The organism is Dialister sp., assembly GCF_036343215.1.
Taxonomy (GTDB): Bacteria; Bacillota; Negativicutes; order Veillonellales; family Dialisteraceae; genus Dialister.
Map to the genome: position 1 here is coordinate 1 of NZ_JAZASU010000026.1, position 19973 is coordinate 19973.

Sequence of the window (19973 nt, forward strand, 5' to 3'; positions counted from 1 at the left end):
GATTGACCGCCTTAGCGGTCCCCCAAACTTCAAAGGGCTGTGCCGCATATTTTTTCCATTGTGTCAAGCTTTCCGCGCATTAAAATTTAAAATTAATAAATTAAAAAGCGTATCCTGCTGGATACGCTAAAATGGGGTTATATAATTGTCTGTTTTTAGGAGTAAATCCTTAAGTGTGTGCCATTACCGGGCTCGGGGAGCCTGAAACGATAGCATGCTGACGGATTTCTTCCTATTCATCCCCTATCTGTATGGCTTCTACATAAAAACTGGCGGGCTGTATGAATTGTGCCCGCCACCTGCCCGATTCCCAATGTCCCGAGTCCCGAACGATGCAAAGTACCGAAGAAGGCTGATTTCTCAAAGTTTCAAAGAATACAGACCGGAATAAAAATAGCGTCTTTATCATTTCAGGGCGCTGCTTTCACGGCTGACTGCTAACGGCTGACTGCTCCACTCTTCACTGTACGGTATGTTTCAGTGTTTCCAGGTAGCTTCCTACTTCCTGGCCGTTATAGCCCAGTTCGATGAGGTTTTTTCTGGCCTGGGAGTCGCCCCAGTCGAGGGCTTTTTTGTACCATTCGAGGGCTTTGGTTTCGTCTTTTTCTACGCCCACGCCCAGTTTATAGGCGTCTCCGAGGTATCTGGCGGCTCCGCCGTAGTGTTTTTCGGCGGCTTTATGGAGGAGTTCCATTCCTTTTTTCTGATCGATGCCTGCGGCGCGGTCGCAGAGGTAAAGGGTCCCCAGATGGCAGAGGGCTGCGGGATTTCCCTGTTCTGCCGCTTTTTTGAACCATTCTATGGCTTTGGGGATGCTTTTTTCCACGCCCCTGCCGGCACGGTAGAGTTGTCCTACAGCGGTCTGTCCATTGCTGTCTCCATGGTCCGCTGCTTTTTTGTACCATTCGAAGGCTTTTTTGTAATCCTGTTCTACGCCTGTGCCAAAAGCGTAGAAGCTTCCCATGAAGTTTCGGGCTTTTATATCTCCATTTTCCGCGGCTTTCCGCATCCATTCGGCAGCTTTGCCCGGATTTTTTCCGGTGCCCCAGCCTCTGAGGAAGCAGAGTCCCACCATCTGCTGGCCATAAGGTTCGCCTCTGAAGGCGATTTTCTGAAAGAGTCCGAAGGCTTTCTGTCTGTCCTGACGAATCCCATTTCCGCTCAGGTACATCATGCCGAGGGCATAGATTTCGGGATCCCGGTTTTCATCGGCTCCGTTTTCGTAGATTCGGGCGGCTTTGTGGAACCAGGTTTCTGCTTTTTCTTCGTCTTTCGGGACGATTTTGCCGTCCAGGTAGAGGAATCCCAGTCTCTGGCAGGCCAGGGCATGGCCCTGCTCCGCCGCTTTCTGAAACATTTCCAGGGCTTTGTCATTGTCCTGCATCATGTCTTTGTCATTCATGTACAGGGTTCCCAGCAGGTACTCTGCGTCGGCATTTCCTTTTTCCGCGGCCCTGGAGGCATGGATGAAGGCTTCCACTTCGTCTTTTTTCACGCCTTTTCCATCATAGTAAAGCTCGGCCAAAGCCACTTCACCTTCCGGGGACCCTTCGTCGGTCAGTTTTCCGGCCAGGGTCAGGGCTTCTTCGTATTTCTTTCCGGAAAGCAGTTTCTTCAGTGTTTCGATTCTCTTGTCCTTGTCCATAGGAGCCTCCTTTATTTACACCTATTATAATACACGGACGGTGCCATGCGGACCGCCACATGCGAAATAATATCTGTCCGGGGGCCCCTCTTTATTTCCTGATTTTCATCCAGGTTTCCACGTCTTCGCTGCGGATGGTGGAAAGATCGCTCCGGGTGGGATACTTGAGGCGGGCTACTCTTGCGGCATGGATCATGGTGAGGTCGTCAAACATATTTCTTGCGAAGCGGCCGTTGGCGAAATTTTCTTCTTTATGGGCGACAGCACTTTCGAAGATTTCCTGAATGCCCGTGGAGGCTTTTTCGTCGATTTTATAATCGTTTTTTTCGCAGATGGTGCGGAAGATGTCTCCCAGTTCTCCGGCATCGTAGTCGGGAAAGTCGATGAAGGTATTGAAACGGGATTTCAGTCCCGGGTTGGATTCGAAGAATTTTTCCATAGGTTCGGTATAGCCTGCCACGATGACGACCAGATCATCCCGGTAATCTTCCAGGGCTTTGGTGAGTTCGGTGAGGCATTCCCGCCCATAGGAATCGTCTTTTTCGTTTTCCGTAATGCTGTAGGCTTCGTCGATGAAAAGGACTCCGCCTTTTGCTTTTTCGATGACTTTCCGCGCTTTAAGGGCGGTCTGTCCCAGGTAGCCTGCGATGAGATCGGTGCGGGAGACTTCCATGAAATGGCCTTTGGAAAGGAGTCCCAGTTTTTTATAAACCCTTCCCACGATGCGGGCTACCGTGGTTTTACCGGTGCCCGGATTTCCCAGGAAAGCCATGTGGAGGGTACTCTGTTCGGAAAAAAGTTCCCGTTCCCGGCGCATTTTCTGGACTCGCTGGTAATCGATGAGGCTTCTCACTTTTCCTTTCACTTCCCCAAGGCCGGTGAGATGATCCAGGTCCTTCAGGAGTTCGGAAAGGGACTTCTTGTCTTCGGGATCATTCGTGTCTCCCCAGAGTTCACGGATGGACATATATCCGTAGCAGCTCACCAGTTGCGCAAACAGATCCCGGGCATACCATTTTTCATCGGGCGTATATCCTTCGGAATGAATGATGGAATGCAGCCTCTTTGAAAGGATTTTCGCGGCCATTCCCGGGGTCCGGCCCTCCGTAAGGGACCTGGCCAGGCGGGAAAATTCGTCTTCCTCCATCACCCGGTCCATATTTTCAGCGCTTTTCAGAAATGATTCTTCGTAATTCATCATTCAGGCCTCCTCAAGACTGGAAATTTTTCTGGAAATAAAGGAAATACCTTCGGACTGCTTTTTGATTCCCATGACCTGTGGAACCATCCTCCTTTCTGCAAAATGAGTCAGATAAGGAGCAGTATAGCAAAAAGAAACGACAGGAATTGTCGTTTAGGGGAAATTGTTGGAAATATTTTCGAAATCTTCCATTGCCGGCCCTCCTTTCGAGGAGGGCCTCCCGGCTGCCGATAGAGTCTTCAGGCATGCTTGCCTTTTGTCAGTCAGTCCCATTTGTGCTTTATTTCTATAGTAAAGTATATAAGGGCGCTGCTATATGAATGGTGCAGCGCCACCTCCCCCAATCCCTGATCCCAATTCCTCTTACGCCCAATGAAAAAGCCGGTTGTCTCTGCAATCGGCCTTCATCGTATTATTTCCCCAGATCCAGCAGGAGTTTGAGTTCCGGGGGAAGGGCTTTTTCGGGGTCTTCTACCTGGGTGGAGTATTTATGACCTGTCCGGCACCATAGGGCAAAGTGTTCGCAGTTGCTGGAAATCAGGTCATAGCCTTTGATGCCAAGGCACCGTTTGGCCCGCCGTACCGTGGTTTCGCGGGTGTAGACTTTCTCGCCGGAGAAGTCGACTACATGGTAGTCTGCTTCGTCTCCGAGGAATTTTGAGAGGGTGGTTTCGTGGATGACTGCGATGCCGCCTTCTTTTTTCGGGGCGAAGTGGATGACTTTTTTATTTCCTATATAGACCCCATAGTGTTTATAGAAGGTCCGCTGGACGTAAATCACGTCTCCCGCTTTCGCTGCCCCCGGCTCATCGGTGAGGTAATGGAAAAGGTCTTCGAAAAATTCTTCATTCATCTGATTTTTTCCTCAGTCCAGATCATCCATGATGTCGTCAAGGGATTTTTCAAGGTCGTCCAGTCCGTCGATGATGGAATCCAGGACGCTAAAGACTTTTTCGCTGCTTTTGTCGAAGATTTCGAGTCCTTCTTCCAGGGTTTCTGCCATTTTTGCCAGTTTTTCCTGTTCTTCTTCGGAGAGGGGTTCGTCGGGATTGAAAATATCGTCCGAAGAGTCTACGTAATCGTCGATCCGCTTGTCTGCCAGTCCTTCCACGATGGTATTCAGGTCTTCACCTGCTTTGTGGAGATTCTCGGTTTCCAGGTTTTCCAGTTCGTTTTCCATTTCCGGTTTATTGTTTCTGTCCATAGGGGCCTCCTCTTTGGAAATATGGGTGAATTTGATAAGAGAAATATACCATTTAATCGCGACAGGTTCTGTCGCTTTTTTCATTTTCGCCGGGGAACGATTCCCCTCGCCAGAGGCTTAGGATTTTCGTGCTATTGATAATCTTCGCTCCTTCGCGGACCGATAGTGCGCGGGCATTCGTTCCCCCACCGCTGCCCTTGAGCCCCCTTCTCGAAGGGGGCCGCTTGCTTACCGATAGAGTCATGTCGCATGAATGACTTTTGGCAATTAGCCGCATATGTGCCTTGTATGATAATTTCGGAGCCTGTCTATTCGCTAACTGCTAACGGCTAAAGGCTAACGGCTGCAATCTTACTCTTTATCCATTTTCCCTACGACTTCGTCCAGTTTATCGAAAAGCCGGTTCATCCGGTCACTGATTTCGTCTAGACTGTCGCATACGGATTCGGCGGCTTTATCGAAATTGGCCAGGGCTTCGTCCATATCTTTGCTCCATTCAGAAATGGCCTGGTTCACTGCTTTGTCTTCTTCGCTTTCGGAAAGGGGCTCCGGTTTTGCTGCCATTTCTTCGATGGGCGCGCTCAGGGTTTCTTCGGTTTCTTTGGAAATTTCTTCGATGGGCCCTTTTTCTTCCGGAATTTCGCCGGCTGATTCTGCATTGAATTTCTTGTCTTCTTCCATGTTGTACCTCCATCAGGGAACTTTCTTTGTTCCTCTTTCTAAAGGTACTATATCATTTGCGCACGACAGGAATTGACGCCGCCGGAGAATGAAAAACTTTTTTGGAATTATTTCGTAAGAACTCTGGTTGAAAAGTTATCAGTGATCAGTTCGCAGAGTTGAAAAGCAAAGTAAAAAGTACACGAATCCTTAATGCCCCGGGCCCGCAGGGGCGGAGCCTGTTTTTCATCGGCCCGCAGGGCCGGGTATGGTTTGGGGCGGGTGGGCGGGCAATATAAAAATCGGGCCGCTTCCAAATTTGATGCGGCCCACATTCCCGAGATTCCCGAAATAATCCCCGAGATCCCCGACATCCCCGATTCAAAAGCCATTGAGAAAAATGGCAATAAAAAAATGGGCGCCTAACATAATTTCAAGGCGCCCACCTTCACTGATAACTGATAACTAAGAACTGATAACTTTCTAACGGCTCAGGACTTAAACGCCAGCATCTCCGCTTCCTGCTGTGTCTTTCCTTCTGCCAGGTATTTCGCGATCTTTTCCTGCATGGCCTGATAGTCGTTCGGGATGATTTTGGTGATCCTTGCGCGATAGAGATGCCACTGGGCAAGGATTTCCATAGCTTTTTCGCTCCGGGTGGTGATGTAGTGTTCTTCGATGAGTTTCCGTACTTCTTCGGATTCCGGTCCTTCTTCCAAAGGTTCGGTATGAACCATGCCTTTATTGACAAGGCGGATATCCAGATCCACTACATAGGCTATTCCGCCGGACATACCGGCTGCCAGATTCATTCCGGTAGAACCCAGGATAACGACTTTTCCTCCGGTCATATATTCCAGACCGTGATTTCCTACGCCTTCCACGACTACGGTGGCTCCGCTGTTTCTGACGCAGAATCGTTCTCCCGCCCGGCCGGAAACGAAGGCCCGTCCGCTGGTAGCGCCGAAGAAGGCTACATTTCCGATGATGATATTTTCAGAGGCTTTGAAGGTGGCTTCTCTTGGCGGGAAAATAATCATTTTGCCGCCGGAAAGGCCTTTGCCTGCATAGTCGTTCGCATCGCCTTCCAGCGTCAGGGTGAGGCCTTTCGGAATGAAAGCGCCAAAGCTCTGGCCTGCGGAACCTACGAAATCGAGGCGGATGGTGTCTTCCGGAAGTCCTTCTTCTCCGTAGCGTTTGGAAATTTCGCTGCCCAGAAGGGTGCCGGTGACGCGGTTTGTATTTTTAATGTACAGTTTTGCGCGGAGCGGTTTCTTTTCTTCCAGAGCCGGACGGCACATGCGGACCAGTTTGGACATATCCATGGTCCTTTCCAGTTCATGGTCCTGGGGCTTTTCGAAATGATGACCCACGGAGGCATCGGTATAGGGGCGGAAAAGGATGGCGTCCAGGGAGACCGTATCGGCTTTTCTGTTTCCGGTGAGTCCTTTCTGTTTCAGCCGGTCGCTTCTTCCCACCATGTCTTCCAGTTTGTGGAATCCCAGGCGGGCCATGATTTCACGAAGGTCCTGGGCTACGAAACGCATATAGTTCACCACGTATTCCGGTTTTCCGTTGAACCGTTTCCGGAGTTTTTCATCCTGGGTGCAGATGCCGAAGGGGCAGGTATTTTTATTGCATACCCGGAACATCTGGCAGCCGATGGCAATGAGGGGTCCCGTACAGAAAGAGAACTGTTCGGCACCCAGAAGGGCGGCAATGGCTACATCCCGGCCGGTTAAAAGTTTGCCGTCCGTTTCCAGTTTCACCCGGTCCCGAAGTTTATTGAGAAGGAGGACCTGCTGGGCTTCGGAAAGTCCGATTTCCCAGGGAATCCCCGCATGTCTTTCGGAAGTCCGGGGAGCCGCGCCGGTTCCTCCGTCATAGCCGGAAATCGTAATGCTGTCTGCCTTTGTTTTCACAACTCCGGCCGCAATGGTTCCGACCCCTTTTCCTGCGGTCAGTTTCACATTGATTTCGGCTCCGGGATTTGCATTTTTCAAATCAAAGACCAGTTCTGCCAGGTCTTCGATGGAGTAAATATCATGGTGCGGCGGCGGGGAAATCAGGAATACGCCGGGGGTGGAATGACGGGTATGGGCGATGGCCGGATCCACTTTTGCCCCCGGAAGATGACCCCCTTCGCCCGGTTTTGCACCCTGGGCGCATTTGATCTGCAGTTCGGAAGCATGAACGAGGTAATTTCCGGTGACACCAAACCGGGCTGTGGAAACCTGTTTGATTTCATCATTCACGGAAGTGCCGTCGGCGCGGATCTGGAACCTTTCCGCATCTTCGCCGCCTTCGCCCGTATTGCTCCGGGTTCCCAGGCTGTTCATAGCCTCTGCGATACATTCATGGGCTTCTTTCGAAAGAGCGCCATAGCTCATGGCCCCGGTACGGAAATGATGGATGATATCCGGTACGCTTTCCACTTCTTCAATGGGAATGGAACAGCCTTCGGGATAGATGAAATCCATAAGATCCCTTAGCCGGATGAGGGGTTCATTGACTTTCTTTGCGTATTCTTTGTAAAGGGCATAGGACCCGGTTTTGCAGGCCTGCTGGAGAAGCCGGATGGCTTCGGCCGTAAGGATGTGGGGTTCGTCCCCGTTTCTTCTGTATTTCAGAACGTCCCCGGAGGGAAGGCCCTTTTTATTTCCATAGGCCGCTTCATGGCGGAGAACATTGTCTTTTTCGATTTCCCCGATACCAATCCCGCCGACCGGGGAAGTGGTATGGCCGAAATATTCGTCAGCCACTTCTTTGCCGATACCCACGGCTTCAAAAATCTGGGCGCCGTGGTAGGATTTGACGGTAGAAATACCCATTTTCGACATAACGGAAAGGATGCCGTTCACGGAAGCTTTCATATAATTATCGATGGCTTCTTCTGCCGTTTTTCCGGAGAGCCGGCCTTTCTTTGCGAGATCTGTCACGGTAGAAAGGGCCAGGTACGGATTGACAGCGGTGGCGCCATAACCGATCAGAGTGCAGAAATGGTGCACTTCCCGGGGTTCGCCGGATTCGAGAATGATACCCACATCGGGACGGACTTTTTCGCGGATGAGGAAATTATGAAGTCCCGCCGATGCCAGGAGGGCCGGAATGGCCAGATGGTCTTTATCCGCTCCCTTATCGGAAAGGATGAGGATATTGTGGCCTTCTTTCACTGCCTTCAGCGCTTCGGCGCAGAGATTGTCCAGGGCTTTTTTCATTTCCCCTTTCCCTTCGGTATAGAGCATGGAAAGGATATAGGGACGAAGGCGGTCATCTTTCAGATTTTTGATGGCCTCCATTTCTTCATTCGTAATGAGGGGCCGCTCAATGGCAAGGGATGCGGTACCTTTTTCGTCAGGATCCATGATGTTCGCCATATTTCCTACATAAACGGTAGAAGAAGTGACTACTTTTTCACGGATGGCATCAATCGGCGGATTGGTGACCTGGGCGAAATTCTGCTGGAAATAATCGTAGAGGAGCCGCGGTTTATCAGAAAGAACGGCCAGCGGTGAATCCATACCCATGGCGCCGACCGGATCTTTTCCCTGATCGGCCATAGGAATGATCATATCCCGGATATCTTCCTGGGTATAGCCGAAATTCTTCTGCTGTTCCAGGAGGTCTTCCGGTATTTCTATTTCCTTCTTTTCCGTAATGTCCTTCAGGTCCAGAATGTGCTCTCTGCACCATTCGCCGTAAGGATGGGAGGAAGCCATTTTATGCTTGATTTCTTCATCGCTCACGATGCGCTGCTGGGACGTATCGATGAGGAAAATCTTGCCCGGTTCCAGACGGCCTTTGTAAAGCACATCTTTCTGATTGACGGAAACAGCCCCTACTTCGGAAGACAGAATGACCCGGTCATCTTTCATCACATAGTAACGGGCCGGACGGAGTCCATTTCTGTCCAGCATACCGCCGATATTGACGCCATCGCAGAAACAGATGGCTGCCGGACCGTCCCAGGGTTCCATCATGAAATTGTGGTAACGGTAGAAATCCCTCTTTTCCTGACTCATGGCCGGATCTCTTTCCCAGGGTTCCGGAATCATGATCATCATAGCATGGGCCAGAGAATGACCGGACATATGGAGATATTCCAGGCAGTTATCAAACATGGCAGAATCGGAACCGGTGGCATCGACAATAGGGAAAGCTTTGACCAGTTCCGGATGGTCGGAAGGACGGGATTTGCTTTCCCTGGCATTCAGCCAGTTGATATTTCCCTGAATCGTATTGATTTCCCCGTTATGACAGATGTAATGATTCGGATGAGCCCTTGCCCAGCTGGGGAAGGTATTCGTGGAGAAACGGGAATGAACCATGGCCATGGCAGTCTTATAATCCAGGTCGGAAAGGTCCAGATAAAAATGGCGGAGCTGCAGGGACGTCAGCATGCCTTTGTAAACAATGGTACGGGAAGACAGGGAAGCGATATAGAAATCAGTGCCCATGCCTTCGGAGAGGGGAATGATTTTCTTTTCAGCCAGACGGCGGATGATGAAGAGTTTCCGTTCAAAATCCATGGGTTCTTTGATTTCCGGATTTTTCGCGATGAAAACCTGAAGGAAATGGGGACGCACGGAGCGGGCCACTTCACCGATGATCGATTCATCGATCGGTACTTCGCGCCAGCCCAGGACGGTCTGGCCTTCTTCTTTGACGATTTCTTCGAAAAGCCGCATCTGTTCTTTGCGGAAATCATCATAGCGGTGAGCGAAAATCATGCCTACCCCGTATTCCCCGGCCGGCGGCAGGTTAAAGCCCAGGACACTGCATTCCCGGCGGAAGAATTCATCCGGAATCTGGGTCAGAATCCCTGCGCCGTCGCCGCTCTTATGGTCTGCCGCTTCACCGCCCCGGTGTTTCAGCTTTTCCAGGATTTTCAGGGCATCGTAAACGATGTCATAAGATTTATTGCCCTTGATATTGGCCACAAAACCAATCCCGCAGGCGTCGTGTTCATTTCTCGGATCATACAGCCCCTGGGGCTGGGGATAATCTCTCCATTTTTGTTCCATACTTCATTCCTCCCCCATAAACAAAACGCCGGGCATCACAGCAAGAGCTGGAATGTCCGGCGTTGGATACTTTTTGTTGTACTTTACATTATAGCACCGGTTTTAATGGATTGACAATAGGCTTTAGCATATTAATTGGGGAAATTTATCATTTTCCCGGGATTTGAGTCAAATACGCTGATTGTTATCCGGAAGGCAAAATTATCGGTCCGGGCACCATAAGCCACATCCGGGAAAAGCCTGCGGGTAATGAGGAGTACATGTATTTCCAATCTGGAAACAAACGGAAATCTCCGTAAGCTATCACTTTAAAAATGGTACAAGGTACATAGGATAGCAGTAAATATCCTTATCCTTTTGAAAATCTTTAGTATAAAACAGAAATCTCCTGCTAATCCTGTCGGAATACTTTTTCTGAAAAGCATCCAGCGATGAATGGGCTTTATAGCCCGATGATTTAACTTCAACCGGAATGACTTTATTGATATCAGGAATCATGAAATCAATCTCATAGAAATACCTGCTGTTCTCTTTAGTAAATGTATAGTAATACAGATTAAACCCCATGGCAGTCAACATTTGGGCAGTCATATTTTCATATAAATATCCAAGGTTGGCTCTGTTCTTATCACTTAACAGCTTTTCGTATATTATGTTTTTAGTAAAATCCGTATCCATAAACATAAGGGTCACGAAAAGGCCGGTATCAGCGAGGAATATTTTATATCTGTATAAATCCCTGGCAGCCCCCATACCAAAACCCGGATCAGTGACTGCGTAAGAAATCAGAACCGTCTTTGATTCCTGCATCTCATAAATCTGACGCGCCATTGTCACTGCCCGTTCATTCGGCAGAACACTGGATATCTGATACCGGGAAGCATTTTTATTCAATTGAGACGGTATGGCATTAAAAATTCTTGTCATATTGCCGGAATCATCCAGCTTCCTGAAATCGTCCTCATAAATATCCAAAATAGCCCGCTTTATATCGTCCACGTTATGGAAATCGTTAGTTCTGATAAATGTCTCTACTGCCTGTGGCATGCCCCCTACCAGCATATAAAGACGGAACTGTCTCATCAGATATCTATGTGTGCCCTCTCCCAGCGGTTTTCCTTCTTTCAATACCTCCCTCAAAAGACCGGGAAGACTTCCTTTCCCGGTTGCCACAAGAAACTCCTCAAAGTCCATGGGGACCATGGTAAGGCGCATTTCTTCACTTGGAATAAGGATATCCTTCACATTACGATGGATGGAGATTAGAGAGCCTGTTTCTATATAATCATAACGACCGTCTTTAACCAGATGTTTGATCGCCTGCCGCGCTCTGGGACAAAATTGCACCTCATCAAAGATGATGACAGATTTCCGTTCCTCAAGCTGTACCTGGTACATGACTTTAAGCCGTAAAAAGAGGAAATTCAAATCTGAAATATCCTCGAACAGCTTAAATACCTCGGGACGAGCTATGGAAAAGTCTATAAGCAGGTATGATTCATACTCATTTTTTGCAAATTCTTCAACCACTGTTGACTTGCCAACCCGCCGTGCCCCCTCAATCAGTAAAGCACTCTTTCCACCCCAGGTCTCTTTCCACGCTTTCATCTGGTTGTAAATCTTTCTGTAAAACATGGCCCGCTGCTCCTTATCACAAAATTCCATATTTTATAATTCAATTTTACTACAAAATCCTATATTTTAAAATCAAGAATTCTTGCAAAATATAGTAATTTTTTATTTCAAATTTCAACAAAATCCTGTTATTTAATCCATCAAACATGAAATCCTATGGCTGGGCAAAGGATTTTACCTGCATTTTTATCCTATATTTTCTCAAAATACAATTCCCGCATTTTTTATTCCGGCAAAACACCCGGTTTCCGCAAAATTTAAAATAGCTATTTCCCCTGTTTCCGCAAAATGTTCTGATTTTCAGCCGCTTTCCACAGAATGCCACATTTTAAAATAGCCGTCTCCCACAAAATTCCATGATTTGTATTTTCCAACATATCCGGATGACTTTCATAATCAAAATGGCGGGCTTTACAAATTTTTTGCCCGCCACCGCCCCTGATCCCTCCCCTAATCCCCAATTCCTATCCAGCCATAATTTCTTTCTTGCCCTGATGACATAAATCCTTTATGATAGAAAACATAAAAAAGAGGCGATACCATGACGACTGAAAGGCGGCGGGGCATTCTTTCCGCATCCATCGGGGCCACGCTCTGGGGATCCAGCGGCATTGCGGGGCAGATTCTTCTCCAGGGAAAGGGAATGCCGCCGGAATGGCTCACTTTTTTCCGGCTCCTCGTTTCGGGACTGGTCCTCGTCCTGGCGGCATATTTCCTGAAAAAGGACATATGGTCGGTGTGGAAAAAGGGGAAAGACCGGCTGTCCCTTCTCGTTTTTGGCGCTCTGGGCATGCTGGGGACCCAGTACTGTTATTTCGCAGCCATCCGTTACAGCAATGCGCCGACAGCCACGATTCTTCAGTACCTCATGCCGATCCTCATCATTTTCTGGACCTGTTTTCGGGAAAAACGCCATCCTTCCTCAGTAGAAATGGGATGTACTATTTTTGCCATCGCCGGAACGGCTCTCATTGCCACGGCAGGCGATTTCTCATCTCTTTCCATTTCTCCCCTCGCCCTTTTCTGGGGACTTCTCTCCGCCCTTTCCTGTGCCATTTATTCCGTCGTTCCCGTATCCATCATTAAGAAATACGGTTCTCCTTCCGTCGTAGGCTGGGGCATGCTGATTGCCTCCGTAGTTATGGGCCTTATTTCCCTTTTCACTCCCTTTACGGGAACCCTGGACGGGGAAACCTTTGGCGCCTTCGGTTATGTAGTCCTCTTCGGCACAGTCCTTGCCTTCGGACTCTACCTCAACAGTGTAGCCTATATCAAACCGTCAGAAGCCTCCATCATCGCCGCTTTCGAACCCCTCTCCTCCATCATTTTTGCCTTCCTTCTCTTCCATACCCTCTTCGGATTCTGGGAACTTCTGGGGATTGCGTTCATTATCATCGCGGTAGCACTCGTTGCAAGAAAATAGTATGAGGAAAGTTCTCAGTGATCAGTTTTCACTTCTCAGCGAAGGAAGCGCTGCACAATTCATGAAGCAGCGCCTTTTTGATGGAAATTTAACCGGATGAAAAGAAACCACTATAAAATGGGCTGCCTTTATCTTCAATGCAGCCACCTTCACTAATAACTGAGAACTAAGAACTGATAACTTTTACTACCAAAGCTTCCCATTCAGAACGGGAAACAGACACTAAAAAAGCACAGCCTTTGCTGTGCTTTTCTTTGGTGACCCAAGAGAGATTCGAACTCCCGACACCTTGATTCGTAGTCAAGTGCTCTATCCAGCTGAGCTATTGGGCCATATGGCAGGGGCAGAGGGACTCAAACCCCCAACCTACGGTTTTGGAGACCGTTGCTCTATCAATTGCGCTATGCCCCTGCAGGCATTCAACGGTTTCCCATTGCTTGCGACTGAATAATCATAGCAGATATTTCCCTTTTTGGCAAGCCCCTTTTTGAAATTTTTATTGATTCCCCGAGATATTTCCCCTTCTATTCCCCAAACTTGAAAAATTTTCATTTTTGGGGAATAGAAATACATGAAATCGGCCGATGCCTTATTCAATTTCCTTATGAAAAGGCCCTCCGAATGCTGACTGGTTCTAAAAAAGAAAAATCTAACATATTTCTAATGATACAAAATAGGTTTTTCTCGACTATATATACGGGAAGGCAAGAAGAACGAGGCCTCGGGCCGAGCTCCAACCGATCCGCCAGGCGCCCAGAAATTTCAGGCGGATCCGGAGCAAGGCCCACGTGTTCCGATTGCTTTCCAATCCTCGAGGAAAATCTCAATTCCAATATTTTTACAAAAACAGAATAAACTCCCGAAATGAGAAAAACGATACACGTTCGGATCCGCGCCCCCCGCTACGTACTTAGTCACGGGATGTCATATCCAAACGCAGGAATTTCTGCAGCCGATTGACAGGTAAGATCGGAAATCCGGTCAACGAAAAATCCATCTCCCAGGGAGTTTTTTCTGCTGCAAAAAGCCGTCCATTCTATGGGCGGCTTTTTGTTATTTCCCGCATGGAAGTTCCGAGATTTCCTCCCGGCGGCCCAAAGCCGCCTGATGGTCAGGCTCCCCTATCAGCCTCCCCGAAGGCGGCGGAGGGGCTGTACGATCGTACAAGTCAAAAATGAGCCAAAAGGGACCTGTAACTCCGGGGAGCTCCCGCGGCGGGTGAGGGGATGACTGTCCGCTGCTGACCGGTATGCGCCCTGGCGAAGATAATCAGCTGCGGGACCATCAATCCTTTCATAGAAATTTGACGATTGTCCCGATCACGATTGGCCCTGACAAGGATTTTATTGGTTCCGACGAGGATTCGTGCCTGACCGCGTTGCGAACCCCCTTATCGAAAGGACAGGGTAACGGATTTCCTCATCTTTCCCGGGTGCCTTTCATCAGTCAGCCTCATTTTCGTCCCGAAGAAAAGTTATACCACAATGGCAGCCTATCATATTCGCTCCAGCAGCGTTTTGCTTCCTGTGCTGAAACAAGGTCGCAACACTATGGCAGTCCATGATTTTCACCCTCGCACCGTTCCTCTTTCGGTGTTGAAACCAGGTCGCAACACTTTTGCAGTCTATATATGAATAAAAAAATCCCCCTGCTCCGGCAGGTACCTTCGGGTTTGAAACGGAGTTGTACCACAATCGCAGTCTATAAGTCGCAACACTATTGCAATCTATTCACTTGTACCACACTATCAGGCCCAAAACAGGTCGCAACACTATCGCAGTCTATAGTTGTACCACACCGGCAGCCCATGAAAGGTCGCAACACTATTGCAGTCTATAGTTGTACCACACACGCAGTCCATGAAATGTCGCAACACTATTGCAGTCTATCCAGTTGTACCACACACGCAGTCCATGAAAGGTCGCAACACTATCGCAGTCTATAGTTGTACCACACACGCAGTCCATGAAAGGTCGCAACACTATCGCAGTCTATTCAGTTGTACCACACACGCAGTCCATGAAAGGTCGCAACACTATTGCAGTCTATAGTTGTACCACACCGGCAGTCCATGAAAGGTCGCAACACTATTGCAGTCTATTCAGTTGTACCACACCGGCAGTCCATGAAAGGTCGCAACACTATTGCAGTCTATCCAGTTGTACCACACCGGCAGTCTATGAAAGGTCGCAACACTTTTGCAGTCTATAGTTGTACCACACCGGCAGTCCATGAAAGGTCGCAACACTATTGCAATCTATTCAGTTGTACCACACAAACAGTCCATGAAATGTCGCAACACTTTTGCAGTCTATGGGGTTGTACCACACAAACAGTCCATGAAATGTCGCAACACTTTTGCAGTCTATGGGGTTGTACCACACAAACAGTCCATGAAATGTCGCAACACTATTGCAATCTATCGGGTTGTACCACACCGGCAGTCCATGAAAGGTCGCAACACTATCGCAGTCTATAGTTGTACCACACCGGCAGTCCATGAAAGGTCGCAACACTATCGCAGTCTATTTAGTTGTACCACACCCGCAGTCTATGAAAGTTCGCAACACTATTGCAGTCTTTCGAGTTGTACCACACCCGCAGTCTATTTCCTCATGATTGTGAATGAGAGGTGACAGGAAAAACGCAGGATTTCGCAGTGTGACAGCATATTTCCCATCGTACAAAGAGAGTAAGGAGAAAACATATGGAAAAAGACGTTCCCACAAATTCCAAAGACATCACGATCCGGGTCATTGAAGAGGGCGAAGATGGATTTCGCGTCACCGTTGACACCGAAGAAAAAGATTCCACCGTCATCACCACAAATCTCGTTCTGGCCTTGTGTGCCATTTATAAGGTTCCGGAAAACTATCTTCCCGAACTCTTCGCAACCCTGACCGGGGTGCTGATGAAGGCTCACAGAGATCAGGCAAAAGAGAACCCCTTCTCCCTAGGGGACATTTTCCGCTAAAGATTGGATTATGAATCAGGCAGAGAAACAAAGGAGGCGCCTATGGGAAGGCAGATTGACCCACGGGGCATGGGACTGAAAATTGCCTATTACCGGAAAAAGAAACGGCTCTCCCAGGCAGCCCTGGCAGACAGGATTGGCATCAGTACCCGCTATATGTCCAAAATCGAATGCGGCGATCTCTCCCATTCCGTCTCCCTCCCCATCCTGGACCGGATTTCCGAAGAACTGGACATAGGCATCGAAGAACTCATGGCCTACAAATGAAATTAAGGATTCAAGATGTGTTTGTACAAAAATAGAAATCCTTATTAAAAAATAGTTATCCGTTATTAGTTATCAGTTCGCAAATGTAGTGGCCGCCTTTAAATAAAAGAGGCGGCCTTTTTATATAAAATTGATACACTTTTCATGAGGAACATGTAAAAAAATGGTCCGCGGTTTTCCAAGTCTTCGGCGGAAAAAGGAATGTTTTTCAGGCCGAAAGGCTCGTGGAAACCCTGAAAAGCCCGATAAAATCGGATGATTTCGTACCCCATAGGTTTGCCAGATCCATTGAGAATTAAAAAAATCAGATTTTATCGATGCTTATCCCACTTTTCACATTCTAAATGAGAATGGAAAACCGATGGCCCACTTGACAGAAAACCCCGGAAAGCCCTAAAATACAGGAAAGGAGACGAGGGCGGTTTGCCAAAATCAAAAAAGTCCCGCTTCCCCTATAGGGGCTTATTTTTCAGGACTTTTTCAAAATTGACCGGAAGCGATTTTTCCGAAAATCCCTCAAAAAGGCCGATTTCCGCCATCGGTTTTCCAAATGGCTCTCAGAAAGCCCATAAACACTGGGCTCCCGAGGCCCGCTGTTGCAACAGCGTATTACCCTTTGGGGTATTGAAACGATACTGGCTTAGGCTGCTGTACAGACTCCTGGTTGCAACAGCGGATTACCCTTTGGGGTTTTGAAACACACCGTCGGTTGAAGAGCTGTTTAGCGCTCCGCAGGCGTTGCAGCAGCGTATTTCCATTTGTTTTTCAAAATAAAAAGGAACCTTATTGTAAGGTTCCTTTTATTTATGCGAAATCCGGCCGGGCGGGGGCATTTGGCCTATAAAAAATGGCCGCCGTATGAATCCGGCAGCCATCCTGATTGATTATTTCTGCTGAAAGTCAATTTCCCGCTTACTGTATCGTATGTTTCAGGGATTTCAGATATTCTCCTGCGTCCTGGCCGTGATCGTCGAGTTCGATTAAATTTTTTGCAGCTTCCCTGCAGCCCCAGGCGAGGGCTTTTTTGTACCATTCTATGGCTTTGGACCGGTCTTTTTCCACGCCCAGGCCGAGTTTGTACAGGTCTCCCAGGCTGTTTGCCGCTTTTCCATAGTGACGGGCTGCCGCTTTTTTGAACCATTCCCCGGCTTTTTCATAATCCACTTCCATGCCCCGTCCTCTCCTGTAAAAGTGCCCCAGAAGCCACTGGGCTGAAGCCTGCCCGTGATCGGCAGCCCGGGTGATCCATTCGAGGCCTGTATTTTTGTCTTTTTCTACGCCCAGGCCCGCGAAGTACAGGATTCCCAGGCGGCTTTCCCCAACTTTATCTCCCTGCTCTGCCGCCTTTCGGTACCATCTGGCCGCTTCCGAAAGGTCTTTTTCTACGATCTGCCCTTTGAGGTAAATGTCTCCCAGCAATATCTGAGACTCCGTATTTCCATTCTCCGCTGATTTCCTGATCCATTCCAGTCCTCTGGAAATATTTTTCTCCGTGCCCTGCCCTTCTATGATGCACTGGCCCAGGGTCTGCTGGACTTCATCATTTCCCAGTCTGGCCGATTTCAGGAAGAGCTGAATGGCCCGGGGCTGGTCCATCTCTGTGCCCATTCCATGAAGATACAGCAATCCAAGGACGCCTGTTTCCTCGGTATCCGCTTCTCCGTTTTCTTCTTTTCTTTTGAGTCCCAGAAAGGCTTTCCGGAACCATTCCTCTGCCCGGATCCCATCTGCTTCTGTCCCCTGCCCTTTGGCATACATCAGTCCGACCATCATGCAGGCCCGGGCATTTCCCTGAAGGGCGGATTTCTGAAACATTTCAAAAGCCTTTTTATATTCCGGAATCATTTCTCTGTCATCCATGTACATTTCGCCCAGAAGGTACTGTCCCTCCGCATTTCCTTTGCCGGCTGACCGGGATGCCAGGAGGAAAGCTTCCATTTCATCCTTTTTCACGCCATAGCCATGATAGTAAAGGCGGGCCATGGCCGCTTCTCCTTCTGACAGGCCTTTTTCTGACAGCGCTCTGGCCAGGGTCAGCGCTTCTTCCCACCGTCTTTCAAGCATGAGCTGCTTCATTTCTTTGATTTCTTCGTCCATATCGGTTCCTCCTCTTTATACCTATTATAATGCAAAGGGGAAAGGAAATATTTCCTGGTCCTTCGCGTCCGCTCGTCCATCAAATCCTGTCCCGGATAAAAAAGGCCGGGACTGTACAATAATTACACCATACAGGGAATGGCGGAGTTTATAAAGTGATCAGTTCTCAGTGGAGGAGGTCCGCATCTTTGGATAGCGGGCCATTTTTGTACACCCTCTCTGCCCGCTTTTTCTGTTGGCACTTTTTTCCGGTCATGGTATCCTTAAGGAAGAGAAATGCATGGGTTTACGTCCGGGAAGTGGGTATGGTGAGAGAGAAATCTGCCGGCATCGGCCGGGTACTGGAGCTTTTGAAAAAGAACAGTGCGGATGGGATCATCCGCAGGAAAGATGTGGAATATTTCATCCGAGAGTACGGTCTCACGGAGGAGGAAAAGAGTCTCCTTTATGATGCGCTCCGGGAGGATGGGGAATGCGCCCTGGAAACGGAGGAAATTTCTGAAGATATTTCTGAAATGCCGGAGGAGATGGAGGACAGGGAAGAGGAATCGGAGCCCTCTTTTTCAGAGGACAATCCGGATGATGAATCTGCAGAGGAAGCGTATGAGAATGCCATTCTGGAGCGGGAATCCCGGAAGGAACGGCGTTCGGACGCTTCGGAACCTTCTCCGGATGATATGCAGGTGTACCAGAGGGAAATCCGTTCCGTGAACGGGGGAAAGCTTCTTTCCGCGAAGGAGGAAGCAGAGCTTTCGAAATTCATTCTCGCAGGAAACGAGCCCCATGCTTCGCAGGCGGAAAAGGAAGCGGCCAGAGAGGCTTCCGACCGGCTGACTCTCTGCAATCTGAGACTGGTGAGTTCGATTGCCGCGAAATACAGGAATCGGGGCCTTTCTCTTCCCGACCTGATTCAGGAAGGAAATATCGGTCTCATGAAGGCCGTAAAGCGGTACGATTACAGACGGGGCGTCCGTTTTTCCACCTATGCCACCTGTTGGATCCGCCAGTCCATCGCAAGGGCTCTCAGCAATCAGGGGGCCGCGATCCGGATTCCCAGCCATATGCTGGAGCTTCGCTCTAAAATGAATCGCATGGCTTCCAATTTCCTGCAGGAAAATGGCCGGGAAGCCCGGGATTCGGAGCTGGCAAAACTTCTGGGCGTGACGGAAAAGAAAATTCAGGAAATCAAGAGCCTTCCGATGGATCCTGTTTCCATCGATTCCCCGCTGAAAGGGAAGGATCATGAGACAAGTGATTCCACCCTGAAAGATACGTTGGCCGATCGGAATGCCCGGACTCCCGATACCCTGTCAGACCGGGAGGAACAGAATTCCCTCGTGGCAGGACTTATGGAAATCCTCACCGAAGAAGAACGGCAGGTTGTCACTGTATATTTCCTGAAAAACGGCCTCTCCGTCCAGAATACCGCCAAGGTGCTGGGCATGAAAGAAAAACACGTGAGCCTCGTCCTGAACCGGGCCCTGAGGAAAATGAGAAAAGAAAGAAATAAAAGAACGAGAAATAGCCGCTGCTGAACCGTGCCTGCTACAGGCTCTTTATATATACTTATATAGTGACAGCTCATGGGGAAGGAAATCTGTCTCAATCTGAAAGTTTAATAAAATTCTAATGATACAAATCGCGTTTTTTGCTACTATACCGGTGGAGCGAATGAAAGGGCCCCTGAAGAAATCCCTCATCACCCGGATGTACAAAATCGATCGAGCCGGCGGAGGGATGGATTCAGATGATTTTCAGAAGCTCCGGCTAACCGCGCGGTGAAATTTTTTCACTCTATTTTTTACAAAAGAAATAAGTCCTCCTCAACCGAAAGGTCATGGAA

12 protein-coding genes and 2 tRNA genes are annotated in these 19973 nt (G+C 48.8%); 4 read left to right on the forward strand and 10 right to left on the reverse strand.

Features of this window, described 5'->3' with window-relative positions; all coding sequences use genetic code 11:
* Window positions 1–460 precede the first annotated feature (460 nt).
* The 7 genes from VZT47_RS05740 to VZT47_RS05770 form a co-directional block, all read right to left on the reverse strand.
* Complete coding sequence (locus VZT47_RS05740; RefSeq protein WP_330224018.1) at window positions 461–1645, reverse strand: SEL1-like repeat protein; 1185 nt, start codon at window positions 1643–1645, stop codon at window positions 461–463.
* A gap of 91 nt (window positions 1646–1736) precedes the next feature.
* Window positions 1737–2846 (reverse strand): AAA family ATPase, encoded by a 1110-nt coding sequence (locus tag VZT47_RS05745; RefSeq protein WP_330224019.1) that lies wholly within the window; start codon window positions 2844–2846, stop codon window positions 1737–1739.
* Between the two features lie 412 nt (window positions 2847–3258).
* Window positions 3259–3699 (reverse strand): lecithin retinol acyltransferase family protein, encoded by a 441-nt coding sequence (locus VZT47_RS05750; protein ID WP_330224020.1) that lies wholly within the window; start codon window positions 3697–3699, stop codon window positions 3259–3261.
* A gap of 12 nt (window positions 3700–3711) precedes the next feature.
* Window positions 3712–4050, reverse strand: a complete 339-nt coding sequence (locus VZT47_RS05755) for a hypothetical protein (protein WP_330224021.1) — start codon at window positions 4048–4050, stop codon at window positions 3712–3714.
* A 351-nt stretch (window positions 4051–4401) separates the two neighbouring features.
* Complete coding sequence (locus VZT47_RS05760) at window positions 4402–4731, reverse strand: hypothetical protein (RefSeq protein ID WP_330224022.1); 330 nt, start codon at window positions 4729–4731, stop codon at window positions 4402–4404.
* Window positions 4732–5201: 470 nt separating this feature from the next.
* On the reverse strand, window positions 5202–9734 hold the full coding sequence (gene gltB, locus VZT47_RS05765; RefSeq protein ID WP_330224023.1) for a glutamate synthase large subunit: 4533 nt from the start codon (window positions 9732–9734) through the stop codon (window positions 5202–5204).
* Between the two features lie 303 nt (window positions 9735–10037).
* A complete protein-coding gene (locus VZT47_RS05770) occupies window positions 10038–11369 on the reverse strand; it encodes an ATP-binding protein (RefSeq protein ID WP_330224024.1) in 1332 nt (443 codons plus the stop codon).
* 541 nt (window positions 11370–11910) lie between these two features.
* Here VZT47_RS05770 and VZT47_RS05775 point away from each other — a divergent pair.
* Entirely contained in the window at window positions 11911–12792 is an 882-nt protein-coding gene (locus VZT47_RS05775) for a DMT family transporter (RefSeq protein ID WP_330224025.1), read from the forward strand.
* A gap of 255 nt (window positions 12793–13047) precedes the next feature.
* Here VZT47_RS05775 and VZT47_RS05780 read toward each other — a convergent pair.
* Window positions 13048–13124 (reverse strand) — tRNA-Arg (locus tag VZT47_RS05780).
* Window positions 13125–13127: 3 nt separating this feature from the next.
* Window positions 13128–13203 (reverse strand) — tRNA-Trp (locus tag VZT47_RS05785).
* 2296 nt (window positions 13204–15499) lie between these two features.
* On the opposite strand from VZT47_RS05785, the gene VZT47_RS05790 reads away from it, so the two are divergent.
* Both VZT47_RS05790 and VZT47_RS05795 read left to right on the forward strand, forming a co-directional pair.
* On the forward strand, window positions 15500–15766 hold the full coding sequence (locus VZT47_RS05790; protein WP_330224026.1) for a hypothetical protein: 267 nt from the start codon (window positions 15500–15502) through the stop codon (window positions 15764–15766).
* A gap of 42 nt (window positions 15767–15808) precedes the next feature.
* Complete coding sequence (locus VZT47_RS05795) at window positions 15809–16033, forward strand: helix-turn-helix domain-containing protein (RefSeq protein ID WP_330224027.1); 225 nt, start codon at window positions 15809–15811, stop codon at window positions 16031–16033.
* 912 nt (window positions 16034–16945) lie between these two features.
* Here VZT47_RS05795 and VZT47_RS05800 read toward each other — a convergent pair.
* Window positions 16946–18130 carry an SEL1-like repeat protein gene (locus tag VZT47_RS05800; RefSeq protein ID WP_330224028.1) on the reverse strand — a complete coding sequence of 395 codons (1185 nt, stop codon included), beginning with the start codon at window positions 18128–18130 and terminating at the stop codon, window positions 16946–16948.
* Window positions 18131–18435: 305 nt separating this feature from the next.
* Here VZT47_RS05800 and VZT47_RS05805 point away from each other — a divergent pair, with 305 nt between their 5' ends.
* A complete protein-coding gene (locus VZT47_RS05805; protein WP_330224029.1) occupies window positions 18436–19665 on the forward strand; it encodes a sigma-70 family RNA polymerase sigma factor in 1230 nt (409 codons plus the stop codon).
* Window positions 19666–19973 lie beyond the last annotated feature (308 nt).